Here is a 17,426-nt window from a genome sequence, read left to right on the forward strand (position 1 = left end):
GGCGACGGCCTGCTCATTCAAGCGGACAGCACTGCCGCGAGGCCCTCTTGCAGATCCTTGACGAAATACCGGGGAACCTCCAGCGACGGGAAATGTCCCCCGCTTTCGGGCGACGTCCATCGGACAATCTGCCGGTACCGCTCCTGCGCCCAGGGGCGTGGGCACTTCTCGATGTCGCGGGGATACATAGTGATGGCTGACGGGACGTCGACCCGAAGTTCGGGATCGAGCGAGTTGTGGCTTTCGTAGTAGATGCGGGCCGACGATGCGCCGGTCCGTGTCATCCAGTACAGGGTGACGTCGTCGAGAACGCGGTCTATCGAAATCGTCTCGAACGGGCTGTCTTCGGTGTCTGAGCACTCGGCGAACTCGTCAAGGATCCAGGCGAGAAGCCCGACCGGTGGTCGACGAGCGAGTAGCCGATGGTCTGCGGTCGGGTTGCCTGCTGCTTCGCGTACGCCGCGCGGTGGCGCCAGAAGTCGCGGGTTTCCTCGGTCCACTTGCGCTCGACAGCCGTCAGCCCGTCCGTTGCCAACGCCGGCGCGTCTGCATCTTGGGGATCTGCCAGCTCGTCTACTACATCGACGAACTCGGCAATGCTGCCCGGCCAGCCGTGGGTCAAGACCAGCGGAGTGGCGTCTGCGCGCGCGGATCGGCGGTGCAGGAAATGAATTCCCAGGTCATCAATGGTCGTGCGGAACTGGCCGTTACGGTCGAGGCGCTCTTCGAACGACCGCCACTTGTACTCGGTGCGCCAGTGGTTCACGACATCGACGAGCTCGGCGAGAGGAACGCCCTGTTGCCACCGGCGAGGGTCCGGCGCGGCGCGATAGACCGTCTCGGTCTCCGGTAGTCGCGCCGCGGTCAGTCGCGCGCGCAGCGGACCGAGTCGGCACCCGGCCGTGACGGCCGCCCGGACGGCTGCGGAGGCGCGCCGTGCGCGGCGAAGGTGCACCGTTCGCGGCAGAGGTGCGCCGTTCGCGGAGGTGGGAGTTCCGGCGCGGTCAACGCCTGCGGCCTTCGTGCAGCTCCAACCGCTCCCCTTCGAAGCGCGCACGGAATCCGCGATCGTGCGAGACCGCGACCACGGCCCCCGGGTATGCCGCGAGCGCGGCCTGAAGGTCCTCGACCAGGTCGAGCGCGAGGTGGTTCGTCGGCTCGTCCAGTACCAGGAGGTCCGCGGGCCGGGTCACCAGGCGCGCGATCTGCAGCCGACGGCGCTGACCGACGGACAGGGCGGCGACCGGAACGTACAGGTCCTCCTCCCTGAACAGGCCCAGCGCCAGGAGCTGTGCACCGTACTCGTCCGGCAGTCCGGGCTGTCCGGCAGCGAACGCGGCGAGCAGCGGGAGCCGTGTGGAGTGCGTGGGCAGGTCCTGCGGGAGGTAGCCGATCCGGGCAGGGCGGCGTGCCGTGCCCGCGTCCGGCTCAAGGTCGCCCGCCAGGACGCGCAGAAGCGTCGTCTTGCCCGCGCCGTTCTCTCCTGTGACCAGCAACCGCTGTCCGGGCGCGATCGTGAGGAGCCCGTCCAGACGCAATCGCTCACCTACTCGTACGCCATCGAACTCGGCGAGGGCTCCCTGTGCCGGGATGTCCGCCGCCGACAGCGTCGTCGTGAAGCGGAGCGGTGCCGGCGGCGTTGCCACGGGGTGGCGCCGCAGTTGGGCCAGGCGCTCCCGGACGGAGCGCACCTGCCCGCCGAGCTTCGCCTCGCTGGACCGGCGGTGCTTGCCGAAGCCCTGCTTCGGATCGCGGCCGGTGGTGGCGAGGCGCCTCCCCGCGGCCTCGAGCAGCTCCTCCATGCGGGCCACCTCCTCGGCCCAGTCCGCGTACCGCTGCTCCGCAGCGCGCCGGGTGGCGGCCTTCGCGGCGCGATAGCCGGCCCAGCCGTCGCCGTACCGGCGCACGGTGCGCTCATCGCGGTCGACCTCCAGGATCGTGGTGGCGATGCGTTCCAGGAAGCCGCGGTCGTGGGTGACCGCCACGACGGTGCCGCGGTGTGCGCGCAGGTGCTCCTCCAGCCAGTGCACGGCCGCCGCATCGAGGTGGTTCGTCGGTTCGTCGAGGAGCAGCAGTTCGGGGGATGCGACCAGGACGCAGGCGAGTGCGAGCCGCGACAGCTCACCACCGGAGAGCGAGCCGAGCAGGCGGTCGCGGGCGATCACGGCCAGCCCGAGTCCGTGCATGGCGGCGTCGACGCCGGCGTCCGCCTGGTATCCGCCGCGTTCCTCGTACGCGATCAGCAGCTCACCGTACGCGTCGAGATCCTCGTCCGACGCGTCGGCGAGCGACTCCTCTGCTGCACGGAGCCTTCGCTCCATGGCGCGAAGGTCGGTGAGGGCCAGGTCGACGGCGTCCTGCACGGTGCGGGAGGGATCGAGGTCGAGGGCCTGTGCGAGGTGGCCGGTGCCGCCGGGAAAGCTGACGGTGATCTCCCCGGTGTCCGGCCGCTCGGCAGCGGCGAGCAGCCGCAGCAGGGTGGACTTGCCGGCGCCGTTCTCGCCGATGACGGCGGCCTTCTCGCCTGGGCGGACGGTGAAGGAGACCTGATCGAGGACGGTTCGGGTGCCATAGGTCTTGGTGACGTCCTTGACCGAGAGCTGGGTCACGGCAGCGGAGGCGACGGTGGGCAGGGTGAAAGGGGCGCGGTCGCGCATATGACTTGTCCTGGGGGCATGCGAAGGGTCTACGGGCAGCAGAGACGGCGGCATCGGCCGTGCCCGGACTCAGACGAAGAAGAGGAAAGCCATGCCCCGACCGTAACAAGACGGGCCGTCTCGCCTCAACTCGTTTGCGGCACGCCGGGCACGAGCGCGGCGACGAGGCCGACGTCGACCGGTCGATCGCGGCGATCGTGCGACTGGCGCGGGCGTCGTAACCCTGGTGACGCCGGCCTCTTCCGCACCTTCCGTGTCGAGCGATCGCACCCAATCGAAAAACTGTGCGTTTCGTCCTTTTCCGGACTTCATTTGAGATCTAACCTCAAGTACAGATGGCGGGCGATGGCCGGCCAGTCGACCACCGCCGCCTGTACGAGCGGAGGCGGAGATGAAAGCGTCGATACGACGGTCCGCGATCTTCGCGAGCGCGGCCGCTCTTGCGATAGCCGTGTGCGGTACGACGGGCACCGCCCAGGCCGAGCCGGGCGATGGTGAGCTCCAGTTCGGCTACGTCCTGCCGGAGACGGGACAGCTGGCCTACCTCGGCCCGCCGCAGATCGAGTCGCTGAAGTTCGCGATAGAGAAGATCAACGATGCCGGCGGAGTCCTGGGCAAGTCGGTGCCGACCGTGGTCTCCAGTGACGAGGCGGGCCAGGAGGCCGTTGCGGCACAGTCGGCGGACAGGGTCCTGGCCGCAGGCGTGGACGCCGTCATCGGCGCTGCGGCGTCCGGCATGTCGCTGGCGTTCATCGACCGGGTGACCGGTGCGGGCGTCGTGCAGTGCTCGGGGTCGAACACCGCGCCGACCTTCACCGACTACGAGGACGACGGCTTCTACTTCCGTACCGTCCCGAGCGACGCGTTGCAGGGGCCCATCCTGGCCGATGTCGTCCGCGACGACGGTCACGACCGGGTGGCTCTGGTCGCCCGGGCGGACGACTACGGCCGCGGCCTGATGGAGGCCACCCGCGAGACGCTGGAGGAGCGCGGTGCGACGGTGACGCTGGCCGAGACCTACGACCCGAAGGCGACCAACTTCGACCAGGTCGTCCAGCAGGTGGAGAACTCCAGGCCGGATGCCGCCGTGGTGATCGCCTTCGAGGAGGGCACCCAGATTCTGCAGGGCATGATCGAGTCCGGACTCGGGCCCGACCAGATCGGCGTCTACGGCGCCGACGGACTGCGCAGCGAGGAACTGCCCTCGCTGGTCGCCCCGGGCCAGCCCGAGAGGCTCTCCGGGATGAAGGGGACCGCGCCGGCCTCGGCGTCGAACGAGCAGTACGTGAAGGACCTCCAGGAATTCGCGCCGGATCTGAAGGAGCTGCAGTTCGCGCCGCAGGTGTTCGACTGCGCGACGACGATCGCGCTCGCCGCCGAGAAGGCGGAGTCCGACGATCCCGGCGACTACGTCAAGGAGATGAACGGGATCACCAAGGACGGCGAGAAGTGCAACTCCTTCGCCGCCTGCAAGGAACTGCTCGCCGACGGCAGGGACATCGACTACGACGGTGTGAGCGGTCCGCTCGACTTCACCGACAAGGGCGAACCCGGCCAGGCGTCGATCGAGGTGTACGGCTACGACGACGAAGGAAAGCTGCAGACCCTGCGTACCGAGACCAGCAGGGCCGAGGAGTGACGAGGAGGACCGACAGCGGGAATCAGCGCACGCGGGCGAGTGTGCCGAGGTAGAGCTCGATCACCTTCTCGTCGTGCAGCAGGGCCGTGCCCGTGCCGGAGTACGCGTTGCGGCCCTGGTCGAGGACGTAGCCGCGGTCGCAGAGCTGCAGGCACCTGCGGGCGTTCTGCTCGACCATGAGCACGGCGACACCCGCGCTGTTGATCATTCTGCACCGGTCGAAGACGTGGTCCTGGTGCAGTGGTGACAGGCCGGCCGACGGCTCGTCGAGCAGCAGCAGCTGCGGCTCCATCATCAGGGCGCGGGCCATCGCGAGCATCTGGCGCTCGCCGCCCGACATGGCGCCGGCCTTCTGCTTGCGGCGGTCGGCCAGCAGGGGGAAGAGTTCCTCGACCGCCGCGACCCGCCGCGTGTGGTCCTTGGGCCGTAGATACACGCCCATCCGCAGGTTCTCCTCGACGGTCAGTGTGGGGAACACGTTCTGCAGCTGCGGCACATAGCCCACGCCCCGCCGGACCAGCTCGTGCGCGGGCTGTCCTGTCACGTCCTCGCCGCGTAGCCGCACCGTCCCGCCGCGTACCCGAAGCAGCCCGAAGACGGCCTTGACCAGGGTCGACTTGCCGGCGCCGTTGGGGCCGATCACGCCGACCACCTCGCCCGGCCGCACCTCGACGCTGCATCCGCGCAGTACATCGACGCCCGGCACGTAGCCGGCGACGATCTCGTCGGCCGCCAGCACCGGCGCCTGCTCCTCTGCGGACATGGCTACTCCTCCTCGCCTCGGTCGTCGGTCGCCTCCGGTTGTCCTTGTTCGTCGGTCACCTCCGACTCGTCGTGCCGCTTGCCCAGGTAGGCGTCCACGACGGCGGCGTTCCGGCCGATCGTGTGCGGTGGGCCCTCGGCCACCAGGCGGCCGTCGGCCATGACGGCCACCCAGTCGCTGATGCCCATCACCACGTCCATGTCGTGCTCGACGAAGCACACCGTCAGCCCCTCGTCCCGCAGCCGCGTGATGTGTCCGAGCAGCGACTGGACCAGCGCGGGGTTCACCCCGGCCATCGGTTCGTCGAGCAGGAGCATCACCGGCCGGGTCATGAGCGCGCGGGCCAGTTCCAGCAGTTTGCGCTGCCCGCCGGAGAGCGTGCCGGCGAAGTCGTCGCGCAGGGGCCCGAGCCGGAACCGGTCCAGCAGTTCGCCGGCCCGGCGCTCGGACTCCCGCTCCTGCCCGCGCCACAGCGGTCGCAGCAGGGCGGGCAGGGCCCCTTCGCCGCGTTGCCCGGGTGCGGCGAGCAGCAGGTTCTCCAGCACAGTGAGCCGGGCGAGCGCTCTGGAGAGCTGGAACGTACGGACCAGTCCCCGGCGCGCCACCCGGTGTGCCGGGGAGCCGGTGAGCGGCTGCCCTTCGAACGACCATCGGCCGCCGTCGGCCCGGTCGAACCCGCTCACCACGTTGAACAACGTGGTCTTTCCGGCGCCGTTGGGGCCGATGAGCGCTGTGATGACGCCACGCTGCACCTCAAGGTGCTCGACCCGCACGGCGACCAGGCCGCCGAAGGTGCGGGTCACCTGGTCGAGGATGAGCAGGGGATCGGGCTTGCGCACCCCCGGCTCGGGATCGATCGCGGAGAGCCGGCCCGGGTGGGGCACGACCGGGTCAGCGGCCACTGAGCAGCATCTCCTTCCGGCTGCCGAGGATGCCCTGTGGCCGGAACGCGACCAGCAGGACGAGGGCGACCCCGACCAGGGCGAAGCGCACCGCGCCGACCTCCGAGGTGCTGATGAGGTCCGGCGAGATGTACTCCGCGCCGATGGCCTGGCGCAGCGCGCTGTCGAGGAAGCTGAGGACGAACCAGAACAGGATCGAGCCGACGACCGGCCCGAGGATCCGCCCGGCGCCCCCGAGTACGAGCAGCGTGTACAGGAAGAACGTGACGCCCGGGTCGTAGTTGTCCGGGTTCACGGACTGCACCTGGATGGCCTGCATCATGCCCGCGACCGCCCCGATGACGCCGCCCAGCGCGAGGCTTTGCATCTTGTAGGCGTAGACGTTCTTGCCGAGGCTGCGCGCGGCGATCTCGTCCTCCCGGATCGACCGGATCACCCGGCCCCAGGGACTGTGGATCAGCAGGGCGAGCAGGCCCCCGACCACGAGCACCAGCGCCCATCCGACGATCATCACCCAGAGGTCGCGGGAGCTGAACCTCACGAGCCACACGCCGTAGGTGCCGGGCTCGATGGGGCTGAGTGCGTAGAAGTCGTTGGCGAAGCGCTGCAGTCCGAACACCCCGCCGGTGACCGGCTCGGCCCAGCTGGACCGGTAGAAGAGCCGTAGCGTCTCGCCCGCCGCGATCGTGGTGATCGCCAGGTAGTCGGCGCGCAGCCGCAAGGTGGGCAGGCCGAGCAACAGGGCCAGCACGACCGCGCAGGCCATTCCGCCCAGGACGCCGAGCCACATCGGGCCGTCGTACGTCGACACCGTGATGGCCAGTCCGTAGCCGCCGACCAGCATGAAGCCGACCTGGCCGAAGTTCAGCAGGCCGGTGTAACCGAAGTGCAGGTTCAGTCCCATCGCGGCGAGCGCGTAGACGGCGGCGATGGGGCCGATTCCCGAGCGCAGGGCGTCGGAGACGATGGCCGAGAAGTCCATGGCACACCCCTCACCCGACGCGTTCGGCCCGGCCGAGGATGCCCTGCGGCCGGACGAGGAGGACGAGGATGAGGACGAGCAGCGCCCACGCGTACTGCAGGTCGACCGGGAACCACAGGGTGGACATCTGGGCGACGATGCCGATGACGAGGCTGCCGACCATCGCACCGTAGGCGGAGCCGAGGCCGCCCAGGATGACCCCCGCGAACATGAGCAGCAGGAGCTTGAAGCCCATGTCCCAGGTGACGATCTCCACCAGGCCGAAGAAGACCCCGCCGAGCGCGGCCAGTCCGCCGCCGAGCATCCACACGAACAGCACCACCCGCTGGACGTCGATGCCCGACGCCTCGGCGAGGTCGCGGTTGGCGGAGACGGCCCGGACGGCCGTGCCGATCCGCGTCTTCTGCAGGAGCGCGGCGACGCCGAGGAGCACCAGCACGGCGAGCAGGGTGACGGTGAGGTCCCGCGGGGTGATACCGGCCGGGCCCAGGTCGATCGTGCTCTGGATGTCGTACTGCGCGTAGGAGGCGGGACGGGTTCCGTACAGCACGAGGACGACGTGGCGCAGCAGCAGCGAGAGTCCGATGGTGACGATGAACATGTTGATCAGCCCGGTGCCCCGGGCCCGCAGCGGGCGCCAGATGCCGCGATCGACCGCGCCACCCAGCAGGGCGCCGAAGACCACCGCGGCGAGGGCCGCGGGGATCAGATGCCACCCGGGACCGGCCGGGGAGACGTTGAGGAAGAAGGCGAAGGTGGCGCCGATGGTGACGAACTCACCGTGCGCGAAGTTGATCAGGTGGATGGTGCCGAAGATCAGGGAGAGTCCCACCGATGTGATCGCGATGATCACTCCGAACTGGATACCGTCGATCAGCGCCTGCAGGGCGCGCGCGGCGAACGTGGGCCCGCGCGGGACTTCCTCGCCCTGTGCCTGCGCGGAGGTCGCGGGCACCATCACGAGGACCAGGGCGAGGACCGGTACGAGCATCCGCTGATGACGCATGATGGTTCCGGTATGTCACGGACATCCCCAATGAGCTCAGTGTAGATACAGGTCGGGGCGGTGACACAGGCAGCGGGCCACAGATGTGTCCATGGGAAGCAGGGGGTGCGGGATGGGCGACAGCGGCAGCCTCACCAGTGCCTACAGCGACGACAGCGTGCTCTTCCGGGTCCTGAAGCACCTCGGCTGGGACGACCTGGCCAACATCGGGTACTTCACGCTGCCCACCCTTCCGGTCGCGGCCCTGGCGGGGCCGGTGTTCTTCCAGCGCCGTCTGGCCCGCCGGTCGCTGGGGCTGCTGAACGCCCGGCCCGGGCAGCTCGTCCTGGATGCCGGGTGCGGTCGCGGTGACACCACGGCGCGGCTCGGTGCCGCCGGATGCCGGGCGCTGGGGGTGGACATCCAGCCCCCGCAGATCGACCGGGCCCGTCGCCGCTTCGGCAGCCGCTCAGGCGCGCGCTTCGCCGTCGCCGACGCGAAGGCTCTGCCACGGCAGGCGGCGGACATCCCGCTCCAGGACGACTCCTTCGATCGCGTGCACTGCCTGGAAGCCGCCTTTCACTTCGGCCATGAAGGCCGTGCGTCGTTCCTGGGCGAGAGCTTCCGACTGCTGCGCCCCGGCGGGCGGCTCGTCCTCGTGGACGTCACGTCCCACATGGATCAGCCGATGGAGACCCTCGACCCGAACGGACTCGTACGCCGTACCTGGCGCTTCGACGACATCGAACCGTGCGAGCGGTACCCACTGATGGCATCCGCCGCCGGCTTCGGCACGTACCGGATCCTCGACTGGACGACTCCCGTACTCCACAGGGCGGCCGAACTCTCCGCCCTGTTCGCCCGCACCGCGTCCACCCGGGCCGGCCGACAGGCCCTGTGCGTGCGGTGGCCCGGCCTGAGAGAGCTCGACGCCCGCGAGTGGGACGAGGTCATCGCCGTCGTCCGGGCTCACCAGGCCATCGGGCGCGTCACGCGCTACACGGCGTACGTCTTCGGTAAACCCGCCCGTGAACAGCGTGGCGGTGACCGAGGGCGGCTACGATCTTGAGCCGCTGGCCGACGGCAGGACGCGGGTCCGTCTCCACAACGTTCTGGAGGGCCACGGACTCGGCAAGCTGCTCGTCGGCCTCGCGCTCACCGCCGCCCGCAAGGACGCGCCCGACTTCGCTGCCCGGATCAAGGCAGCGGCCGAGGCGGCGATCCCGCCGCGTTGACCGAGTCCGGGGCGGGGCAGCTGGTGCCCCGGGGCGGGACGGCCAGGTCGGTGAGGTAGCTGTCCACGGCGTCCTCCATGCACGGTCCGCTGGTGACGCTGCCGTGGCCGTGGCCCTCGTAGGTGAGGAGCCTGCCGCTGCGGCCGAGCTGCCGGGCCACCGAGACCGCCCACGGGTAGCCGGTGGCGGGGTCGTGCAACGCGTTGGACACCAGGATCGGCGGGGCACCGCGTGCGTCCAGGCGGTGTTGTGGGTTGGCGGTCGGCGCTCCCAGGCACGCCGCCACCATGTGGATCGGCAGCAGGTAGGGCAGGTCGGGCGCGGTCCTGTCCATCATGGCGACCAGCGAGGCGTACGTCCGGTGGTCGCGCACCGGCAGGTGCCAGTCCGAGCAGAAGACCGGGGTGGCCGGAGGCAGCGGCGCTGCCGAGGTGGGCGATGCCGGCAGCGGCGTGCTCACGTGCATGGTCACGATCGCCGCGGCCAGGCCCGCGTAGTCCGCCTCGTAGAACTTCCGGAACGCGATCTTGTTGACCAGGTCCGACGACGACAGCGGGCTGCCCGCCTTCGCCGGGTCCTCCAATTCGCCGCGTCCGGCCCGGGCCAACAGGCTCCGCCAGATGGCACGGACGTCGCGGCCGTACAGCGCGCAGTCCGCGGTCCCGTCGCACCACTTCACGAACTCCTGGAACGAGTCCTCGGCCGAAGCCGCCTCGGCCCGCAGGAAGTCACGGGTGGCCGCGACGCTGTGGTCCATGACGCTCTCCAGCACCATCGCCCGCACGCGACGCGGGTAGGCCTCGGCGTACTGCGCCCCGAGCACTGTGCCGTACGAGCTGCCGTGGAAGGTCAGTTTCCGCTCGCCTAGAGCGGCGCGGAGGGCGTCCACGTCCCGGACCGTCCGGGCGGTGTCGAGGTGGTCGAACACCGGGCCGGTACGGGCCCGGCAGTCGGCACGGAGCCGCCTGTTGTACGCCATGGTGGCGTCGAAGTCCGCCTGGCTCCTGAGCTCCGGTGACGGCCGCTCGGCGAGCAGGCCGCTGGAGCAGGTCACCGGGTTGCTGCCGCCCACGCCGCGTGGGTCGAAGCTGACGATGTCGAAACTGCGGCGGACCTCCGGGCTGAACCGGCTGATACGGTCTACCACCATCCTCACACCCGAGTCGCCCGGTCCGCCCGGGCCGAACACCATCGAGCCGACGCGTGCGCCGGGTTCGGAGGCCTTGCGGCGCGCCACGGCCAGTTGGAGTCTCGGCCCGCCCGGGTAGGCCCAGTCGACCGGTACCGAAAGGGTGGCGCACTCGGCTCCCGGCCTGGCCGGGTCGTCACACGGTGCCCACCGCAGGGGCCCTGTGAACGAGGGTGACGCGTGGACCGCGGGAGCGGCGGCGAGGCCGGCGGTGACGGCGGTGACGGCCATGCCGGCTCCCACAGCCATGGCCGTGCCCCGGGCGGCGACGCGCCGCAGTACGGATCTGCCCCTTGACGGCATGGATGCTCCTCGTGAAGAGAGTGCTCGTGTCAGGTGTGCGGAGCCGGCCGGGACACCACCGTCACAGTAGATGCGCTGTCGCCCCTGTGGAGCTCCGGTCAGGGGCTGCTCCGGGTCAGGTCGGGGATCGTTCAGGGTGATCGGCGCAGTTCGACCGGCGTCGGCAGGCATGGCTCCACCTGGACGACGCGGCGGCACTCCTCGCCGAGGTACCCGGGGGCTTGGATCCGGTCATGGAGTCTGCGCGAAAACCGGTGGCTGGCCATGGCGATCGTTGCTAATCTCCCGGAGACCGTGCGAGAGATCGAGGAGGTGGTATCCGTGAACGCAGTGTCGACATGGGTGCTCCCCTCCGGGGTCACGGTCGGGCGATAGGTCGTCCGGGAGCGCCGTTCACGCGCCCTCCCGAAAGGCACGACCGTGCAATTCACTTCCGAACAGCGCCTCGACGACGGTGTCCTCGAGCGCGAATTCACCCTCGGCGAGATCCCCGGCACCCTGTGGACGCCCGGATCCGCACCGGCCCCACTGGTCCTGATGGCCCACAACAACGGCCTCCCCAAGGCGCAGCCCAGGTTGGTGGCCCGGGCCCGGTACACCGCGGCGCGCGGCTACGCGGTGGCCACCATCGACGCCGCCGGGTGCGGTGACCGTCCCCGTTCCGCCGCGGACGAGCAGGCCCGTGCCGAGCTCCGCCGGGCGTTGCAGTCCGGCGAGCCGGCCGACGAGATCTTCGAGTCATTCATCGGCCCGCTGGTCGAGAACGCGGTCCCGGAATGGCTGACCACTCTGGACGCCCTCCTCGAACTGCCCGGGATCGGCGGCCCGGTCGGGTACTCCGGGGGATGGACCGCCCTCGGCATTCGGCTGGCGGTGGTCGAACCGCGCATCGCGGCCGCAGGCTTCTTCGCCGGGGGGTACGTGCCCCGTGCCCAGCGCGAGGAAGCCCGGCAGGTCACCGTTCCGCTGCTGTTCCTGCTGCAGTGGGACGACGAGGGAAACCCCCGGCAACGGGCCCTGGACCTGTTCGACGCCTTCGGCAGCAAGGAGAAGACGCTGCACGCCAATACGGGAGGGCACACCGGCACCCCGTGGTTCGAGCTGGAGGACGGATGCCGTTTCCTGGACCGACACCTGAAGTGAGGCCGGGCCGTCGGGTGGGCAGCACGCGGTAGGCAGTGCCGTCCGGCATGCCGTCATCGGGAACAGGTCCCGGCACTTCTCGATGGCGGCGGCCGACAGGTGCACAACCAGCGCGATCGCGAAGACGAAATGTCGGGTGGGGTCCGGGCTGGTGAGGAGTGCGGGACGCTGGGTGGTCCCGCAGCCCCGCCTCGCCGGTACTGGTCGTAGCGGTTCTTCCACTGGGACAGGCAGGCGCGGGAGACGTCGGCCTCGGCGGCCGTGTGGGCGATCGGTCAGCTGCCATGTGGGCGATCGGACGGCTGCGGCAGCGTTCGATGGGCCTTCGGCGTCCCTCATGTTCAGGAGGGCGTTCGCATGTGTCACTGGAGCATCTCGGCGCTACGGCCGGCCGCGACCACCGTGCGAAAGGGGAATGCGATGAGCAGTGTGATGGCAACCAGGAGCCCGCTTACCCACAGCGGCCCGAGGCTCCCGACCGCGCTACTGAGGGTGGTTGCGGCGATGAGGGGGCCGATGGCGGCGCCGACGTTGAGTGCCGCGGTCGCATACGACCCGGCCATGGTGGGGGCTTCCGCGGCCTCGTAGAGGACCCGTGTGATCAGGGTGCTGCCCAGCGCGAACGACAGGGCGCCCTGCACGAACACGAGGGCGAACAGGGCGACCGGCTCGTTGGCCAGCACCGCCAGGGCCGGCCAGCCGATGAGCAGCAGCGGGCCGCCGACTGCGATGACCAGACCGGGACGCTGGTCGGACAGCCGGCCGGCGACGGTGACCCCGGCGAAGGAACCGGCGCCGAAGAGCACCAGAACGACAGAGATCCACAACTCGCCCAGTCCGGCGGTGTCGGTCACGACGGGGGCGAGGAAGGTAAAGCTGCCGAACGTGGCTGCGTTCACCAGCGCGCCGAGCAGCATCATCAGGATCAATGGCCACTTTTTGAGCTGGGCGAGCTCCGCTTGCAATGCCGGCCCGCCAGTCGCCTCTTCCTTCACACGGCCCGCCGGGATTGCCTTCACGATGCCGAGAGCGGCGGGCAGGCAGAGAGCGGCGACAGCCCAGAATGTGGCCCGCCAGCCGAACACCGTGCCGAGTACCGACCCGCCGGGGACACCGGCGATCGTGGCCACCGTCGTGCCCGACAGCAGCACGGCCAGCGCACGTCCCTTCTTGTCGGGTGAGACCAGTGTGGCGGCAGCCGTCAGAGCGACGGCGAGGAACCCTGCGTTCGCGAGCGCGGCGACGACCCGGGTGGCGAACAGGACCGGGAAGCTGGTGGTGATGGCGCCCACGGCGTGAGCTGCCGCGAAAGTGAGGATGAACGCGAGGAGGCTGGAGCTCGTGGGCCAGCTGCGGGCAAGCGCGGCTACAAGGGGAGCACCGACGACCATGCCGATCGCGAAGGCCGAGGTGAGCGTGCCTGCTGTCCCGACTGTGACGTCAAGATCCGAGGCGATGGCCGGCAGCAGGCCGGCGAGCATGAACTCCGAGGTGCCCATGGCGAAGACCGCCATGGCAAGCAGATACAGCGGCAGAGGCATCGAGTGGCTCCGGGGTGAGGAGAAGCACGAGAAGGTCATCTCGTCACCGCGGCCAGCCCTACGGACATCCTCGCGCCCGGCCGCAGAATGCGGCGCGACGACAGGGCTACGAGCTCAGTGGTTCAGGGGGCTGACGGCGTGACCGAAAGCCCCCACCCTGTCTGACTCAGGACTCGACATGGCCCGCACGGTACCCGACTGATGCCCGTCAAGGCACCTTGGTTTCACCGGCCTTGGCGTGCTTGCGGTTCGGTTCGAGGCGACGGTTCAGGTCGCGGCGAGTCATCAGTGGCTGTGAACCCTCAGCCTGCCGTCGTGCGGATGCCACAGCAGGAAAGGACGGCCCTGCGGTCATTACGGAGGAAGGGCGCATTTCTCGGCACAGGGCGGAGCGGTGTGTACGGGGTTGCACCTTCCGTAGCGGCATGTGGTCCGGTGGACTTACGTCCCGATGCCTTGAGGAAAGGTCCCTGCTCATGCACTCGCCCTTCATGCCACCCCGCCAGGTCAAGATCGGTGACGCGGCGGCCTTCGCCGGCAGCACGCCACGGGCGATTCGCCATTACCACGAGATCGGGCTGCTCCCCGAGCCTGAGCGGGGCGGCGATGACCGCCGCCGCTACGGGTACGAGGACATGATCCGCCTGCTGTGGATACGCAAGATGGCCGACGCCGGGATCGCCCTGGACGACATCCGTGACGCCTTTACCACCGGCACGGCTACCGCCGGCGCGGACAGCGGAGAAGGTATCGCGGGCATCCTGGAGCGGTTGGAGGAAACCCTCGCCGAGCAGGAGGCGGAATTGCGGCGGCAACGGACCGCCGTGCAGCGGATGCGCACCGAAGGCAGCCGGATGGGCCTGCTCTCCGACTTCGTCACCGAACGCCTCAAGAGCCTGCCCGAGGGCTCCCTGCGTCAGACGGACCTGGACAGTCTGCTGGTCACTGAGCGGATCTTCGGCCCGCTCGGCGCGGCCGTCCAGGCCACCCGCTTCGTCGCCCTGGCCACGCATCCCACTCTGCGGGAGGATTCCGACCGCATCGATGACGCCGAGGAGGCACTCGATGACAGTGTGGCCGTCGATGATCCACGGGTGGCTCAAGTGGCCGTCGAGCGGCACGCCTTCGAAAGCGCCCTCCAGGCCGTCATCGAGGAGTCCGGCCTGGATGAGGACGACGATGACCTCTTCGACGCCTGGGACACGTTGCACCCCGCTACCGGCGATGACGGCGACGACGCGGCCGACCTCAGCTCTGGCAGGCGGGCGGCTGACTCCATGAGCGTGTTCGAAGCCACCGGCAAGATGCCCTACGACTTCTCCCCAGCCCGCCTGCGCTGTATGGAACTGGTCGAAGAACTCTTCGCCCAGGACTCACCCGCTACCTGTGACACGGCCTAGCCGCTCCGGCCAGGGGCCCGATGCCGGCTTGCGTACGACCATGTCACCGCGGTCATCAGGACCGGGACGGCGACCAGCGGAGCGAATGCGAGGCCCCAGACGGTCTGTGCCGTGCCGCTCGACATGTACGTCCGGCTCTCGACGGTGAAGGCGACCACGAGCTGCCACAGTGCCACCAGGATCAGGACGGCCGACGCGGTCCAGGCCAGCGCGGCGAGGGTTCTGGGCCGCAGCGGCCGCCACCGGTCGCTGACGAGGAGCAGCGGGAACAGGGCGGCCAGCTCGGTGAGGACAGAGAGGCTGACGACGTACGCGATCCCCCACCCCGGAATGTCGAACGCGTCCCTCAGGACCTGGTCGCTGTAGCCGACATAGACCCCGGACGCCATGGCGATGCGCCACAGGCCCGACGGGACGGCGCACAGCGCCATGGCATGGGCGGCGCGACGGGCCCAGACGGGCGCGGCGGGGACAGAAGCGGTGGCTGCGGTCATGACCACATGCTGTCCAGGACCACGGCAGCCGCGCGTCGTGCGCAGCGACGGTCTGTTCTCCGCCGTGCGGCGGAGGACGGATCCACCGAGGTACCGGAGTGCACCGGGCCGCCGTCGCGTCAGGAGAGTCGGCACCGGTCTCCGGAGGGCGATCGCGCTCGGATATCGGCGTGTTGACGGACCTCGTGGAGGGAACCGCGAGGTCCGCCACCAGAACGCGTAACCTATAGGTTACGCTTCCGGAGTGGACGCACTGAGCGAGGTAGCCGACGCCATCGCCGATCCCGTGCGCCGGGAGATCCTGATGATGTTGCGCGCCACCCCGCTGACGGCAGGCGACATCGCTGCCCGGTTCACCATCAGCCGGCCCGCGGTCAGCCGCCATCTGCGCGTGCTGCGGGAGAGCGGCCTGGTCGAGGACCAGCAGATCGGACGCCATCGGCGCTACTCGCTCGTCCGCTCCCCACTGAACGACCTCGCCGCCTGGCTCGCTCAGTTCGACGCCCAGCGTGCCGGCTGGTCGCAGCGTCTTGCGGCGTTGGAGACCGAGGTCTACCGCACCCGACGGGACCGCAGTCGGGCTGAGCACACCGACGATCGGCACACCGCACGCCACGCCGAGGAGGACACGGCATGACCCTTGAGCCCACCGGACGAGTCATCCCCACGCCCACGGGGTACGACCTCGTCCTCACCCGCACCTACCGCGCCCCCGCCGACGACGTCTGGGCGAGTGTCACCGAGCCCGAGCGCACTGCTCGCTGGTTCGGCCCGTGGCGCGGCCAGGCGGCGCCCGGCAGCACCGTCGAGGTGCAATTGGTCTTCGAGGAGTCGGCGCCCTGGTGCCCACTCCGGATCGAAGCCTGCGAACCACCGCGCCGACTCGCCGTCTCGATGGAGGACGAGGCCGGATCCTGGTCGATGGAGCTGCTGCTGGCCGAAGCCGACGGCACCACCGAGCTCCGTCTGGTCCAGCACCTCGCCTCGACAGAGCACCTCGGCGAGACCGGCCCGGGCTGGGAGTACTACCTGGACATGCTCACCGCCGCGCGCACGGACGGGCCACGGCCTGACTTCGAGGACTACTACCCGGCACAGAAGGCGTACTTCGAGTCCCTGGCCTGAGCCTGGCGGTTCGCCTCGACGCTTGACCGTCGCGGCGTACGTCCTCACGGAGGCCGTCCCGCCAAACCCCGGCGGGCTGACGGGCGGCCGGCTGTCGGAGCGGCCTGAACAGCGTGCGCCAAGGGTTCGACGGCGCTGAGGAGAGAAGTCATGAGTGGGTGGGCAGGGGTTGGCTGGAATCTGGCCTTCTGGGTCGCCGGTTTGCTGGTGGCATGCAATTACCGCGATGCCGCAGGGCGGATCCACAGCTTCATCACGAACACAACGGGCAGCAATCGGCTCCTGACACCAGCGGTGATCAGGTTCACCTGCGGTGCTCTGGCCACCGTTTCGATGGTGAGCCTGGCGGCTGACCTCCGGCCGTGAACGGGGCATGGGGCGGGACGTTCGACGAACTCATCCGCGTCCCCTACGCGGACTTCAACCTCGCCAAACTGCCGACACTGTTGGCGAATCCTGGAGCTGAACGTGACGTCGGGCTTCATGACCCGTTGTGGTCGTGAAGCCCGACGTTGTGTTTGGGGAGGGTGTCGGTGTCGTTGCGCGCCAAGAGGATCGACGGGGTTCCAGCGGAGACGGCCCGGGTGACACGGGCTGCGTTCCCGAAGGGCAGTTTGGCGATGCGGATCCGTGACGAGTTGGGCGGGCTGTTCTCGGACGCGGACTTCGCCGGGCTGTATCCGAGCAGGGGGAAGCCGGCGTGGTCGCCGGGCAGGCTGGCACTGGTGTCGGTCATGCAGTTCGCCGAGGGCCTCTCGGACCGGCAGGCCGCAGACGCAGTGCGTGGGCGGCTGGACTGGAAGTACCTGCTGGGGTTGGAGCTGGTCGATCCGGGGTTCGACCACTCGGTACTCACCGAGTTCAGGGACCGGCTAATCGCGGGAGACGCCGGGATCGAGCTTCTGGACCGGGTTCTTGAAGCCGCTGCGGAGCACGGTTTGCTCAAGGCGGGCGGCCGTGCACGCACGGACTCCGGTCGTGCTGTCCGCCGCCCGGCAGATCAACGGGCTGGTGCGGCTCGGTGAGACTCTGCGAGCCGCGTTGAACACCGTGGCCGCCTACGATCCC

At 69.6% G+C, this 17,426-nt stretch carries 15 protein-coding genes and 3 pseudogenes; 9 read left to right on the forward strand and 9 right to left on the reverse strand.

What is annotated here, in order from left to right; genetic code table 11:
* Positions 1-17: 17 nt before the first annotated feature.
* Positions 18-880 (reverse strand): annotated as a pseudogene (locus ACFY9S_RS38480) (epoxide hydrolase N-terminal domain-containing protein).
* 124 nt (positions 881-1,004) lie between these two features.
* On the reverse strand, positions 1,005-2,657 hold the full coding sequence (abc-f, locus tag ACFY9S_RS38485) for a ribosomal protection-like ABC-F family protein (protein ID WP_391138476.1): 1,653 nt from the start codon (positions 2,655-2,657) through the stop codon (positions 1,005-1,007).
* A gap of 391 nt (positions 2,658-3,048) precedes the next feature.
* Between abc-f and ACFY9S_RS38490 the strand changes: the two genes are divergently transcribed.
* A complete protein-coding gene (locus ACFY9S_RS38490; protein WP_102907000.1) occupies positions 3,049-4,296 on the forward strand; it encodes an ABC transporter substrate-binding protein in 1,248 nt (415 codons plus the stop codon).
* 22 nt (positions 4,297-4,318) lie between these two features.
* Here ACFY9S_RS38490 and ACFY9S_RS38495 read toward each other — a convergent pair whose 3' ends face one another.
* The 4 genes from ACFY9S_RS38495 to ACFY9S_RS38510 are packed head-to-tail and all read right to left on the reverse strand — an operon-like array spanning position 4,319 to position 7,949.
* The gene (locus ACFY9S_RS38495; protein WP_391138478.1) at positions 4,319-5,059 is read right to left on the reverse strand and encodes an ATP-binding cassette domain-containing protein; all 741 of its coding nucleotides are present in this window, start codon (positions 5,057-5,059) and stop codon (positions 4,319-4,321) included.
* Positions 5,060-5,061: 2 nt separating this feature from the next.
* Entirely contained in the window at positions 5,062-5,961 is a 900-nt protein-coding gene (locus ACFY9S_RS38500; protein ID WP_391138480.1) for an ATP-binding cassette domain-containing protein, read from the reverse strand.
* Positions 5,951-6,943 carry a branched-chain amino acid ABC transporter permease gene (locus tag ACFY9S_RS38505; protein WP_102907003.1) on the reverse strand — a complete coding sequence of 331 codons (993 nt, stop codon included), beginning with the start codon at positions 6,941-6,943 and terminating at the stop codon, positions 5,951-5,953. Before ACFY9S_RS38505 ends, ACFY9S_RS38500 begins: the two co-directional genes overlap by 11 nt.
* A gap of 10 nt (positions 6,944-6,953) precedes the next feature.
* A complete protein-coding gene (locus ACFY9S_RS38510; protein ID WP_102907004.1) occupies positions 6,954-7,949 on the reverse strand; it encodes a branched-chain amino acid ABC transporter permease in 996 nt (331 codons plus the stop codon).
* Positions 7,950-8,040: 91 nt separating this feature from the next.
* Between ACFY9S_RS38510 and ACFY9S_RS38515 the strand changes: the two genes are divergently transcribed.
* Together ACFY9S_RS38515 and ACFY9S_RS38520 are read left to right on the forward strand one after the other, a co-directional pair.
* A complete protein-coding gene (locus ACFY9S_RS38515; protein ID WP_391138483.1) occupies positions 8,041-8,997 on the forward strand; it encodes a methyltransferase domain-containing protein in 957 nt (318 codons plus the stop codon).
* Positions 8,960-9,163: pseudogene (locus ACFY9S_RS38520) on the forward strand (polyketide cyclase); the annotation flags it as partial. The gene ACFY9S_RS38515 and the pseudogene ACFY9S_RS38520, both read left to right, overlap by 38 nt.
* Here ACFY9S_RS38520 and ACFY9S_RS38525 read toward each other — a convergent pair.
* Positions 9,126-10,655: an alpha/beta fold hydrolase gene (locus ACFY9S_RS38525; RefSeq protein WP_391138485.1), complete on the reverse strand. Its 1,530-nt coding sequence runs from the start codon at positions 10,653-10,655 to the stop codon at positions 9,126-9,128. The pseudogene ACFY9S_RS38520 and the gene ACFY9S_RS38525 overlap by 38 nt on opposite strands.
* Positions 10,656-11,075: 420 nt before the next feature.
* On the opposite strand from ACFY9S_RS38525, the gene ACFY9S_RS38530 reads away from it, so the two are divergent.
* Positions 11,076-11,798, forward strand: coding sequence for a dienelactone hydrolase family protein (locus tag ACFY9S_RS38530; RefSeq protein WP_391138487.1), 723 nt, complete (start codon positions 11,076-11,078; stop codon positions 11,796-11,798).
* Positions 11,799-12,160: 362 nt separating this feature from the next.
* On the opposite strand, the gene ACFY9S_RS38535 is transcribed toward ACFY9S_RS38530, so the two are convergent.
* Positions 12,161-13,339, reverse strand: coding sequence for a Cmx/CmrA family chloramphenicol efflux MFS transporter (locus ACFY9S_RS38535; RefSeq protein ID WP_391138488.1), 1,179 nt, complete (start codon positions 13,337-13,339; stop codon positions 12,161-12,163).
* 476 nt (positions 13,340-13,815) lie between these two features.
* On the opposite strand from ACFY9S_RS38535, the gene ACFY9S_RS38540 reads away from it, so the two are divergent.
* Complete coding sequence (locus ACFY9S_RS38540; protein ID WP_391138490.1) at positions 13,816-14,739, forward strand: MerR family transcriptional regulator; 924 nt, start codon at positions 13,816-13,818, stop codon at positions 14,737-14,739.
* On the opposite strand, the gene ACFY9S_RS38545 is transcribed toward ACFY9S_RS38540, so the two are convergent.
* Entirely contained in the window at positions 14,736-15,233 is a 498-nt protein-coding gene (locus tag ACFY9S_RS38545) for a hypothetical protein (protein ID WP_391138492.1), read from the reverse strand. The genes ACFY9S_RS38540 and ACFY9S_RS38545 overlap by 4 nt on opposite strands.
* 244 nt (positions 15,234-15,477) lie before the next feature.
* On the opposite strand from ACFY9S_RS38545, the gene ACFY9S_RS38550 reads away from it, so the two are divergent.
* The 4 genes and pseudogenes from ACFY9S_RS38550 to ACFY9S_RS38565 all read left to right on the forward strand — a co-directional run.
* The gene (locus ACFY9S_RS38550; protein ID WP_391138494.1) at positions 15,478-15,870 is read left to right on the forward strand and encodes a metalloregulator ArsR/SmtB family transcription factor; all 393 of its coding nucleotides are present in this window, start codon (positions 15,478-15,480) and stop codon (positions 15,868-15,870) included.
* Positions 15,867-16,358: an SRPBCC domain-containing protein gene (locus ACFY9S_RS38555; protein WP_391138496.1), complete on the forward strand. Its 492-nt coding sequence runs from the start codon at positions 15,867-15,869 to the stop codon at positions 16,356-16,358. The genes ACFY9S_RS38550 and ACFY9S_RS38555 overlap by 4 nt, the downstream gene beginning before the upstream one ends.
* Positions 16,359-16,508: 150 nt before the next feature.
* The gene (locus tag ACFY9S_RS38560; protein ID WP_391138498.1) at positions 16,509-16,724 is read left to right on the forward strand and encodes a hypothetical protein; all 216 of its coding nucleotides are present in this window, start codon (positions 16,509-16,511) and stop codon (positions 16,722-16,724) included.
* Positions 16,725-16,891: 167 nt separating this feature from the next.
* A pseudogene (locus ACFY9S_RS38565) lies at positions 16,892-17,426 on the forward strand (transposase); the annotation flags it as partial.

This window comes from Streptomyces sp. NPDC012474 (assembly GCF_042955185.1).
Classification (GTDB): domain Bacteria; phylum Actinomycetota; class Actinomycetes; order Streptomycetales; family Streptomycetaceae; genus Streptomyces; species Streptomyces cahuitamycinicus.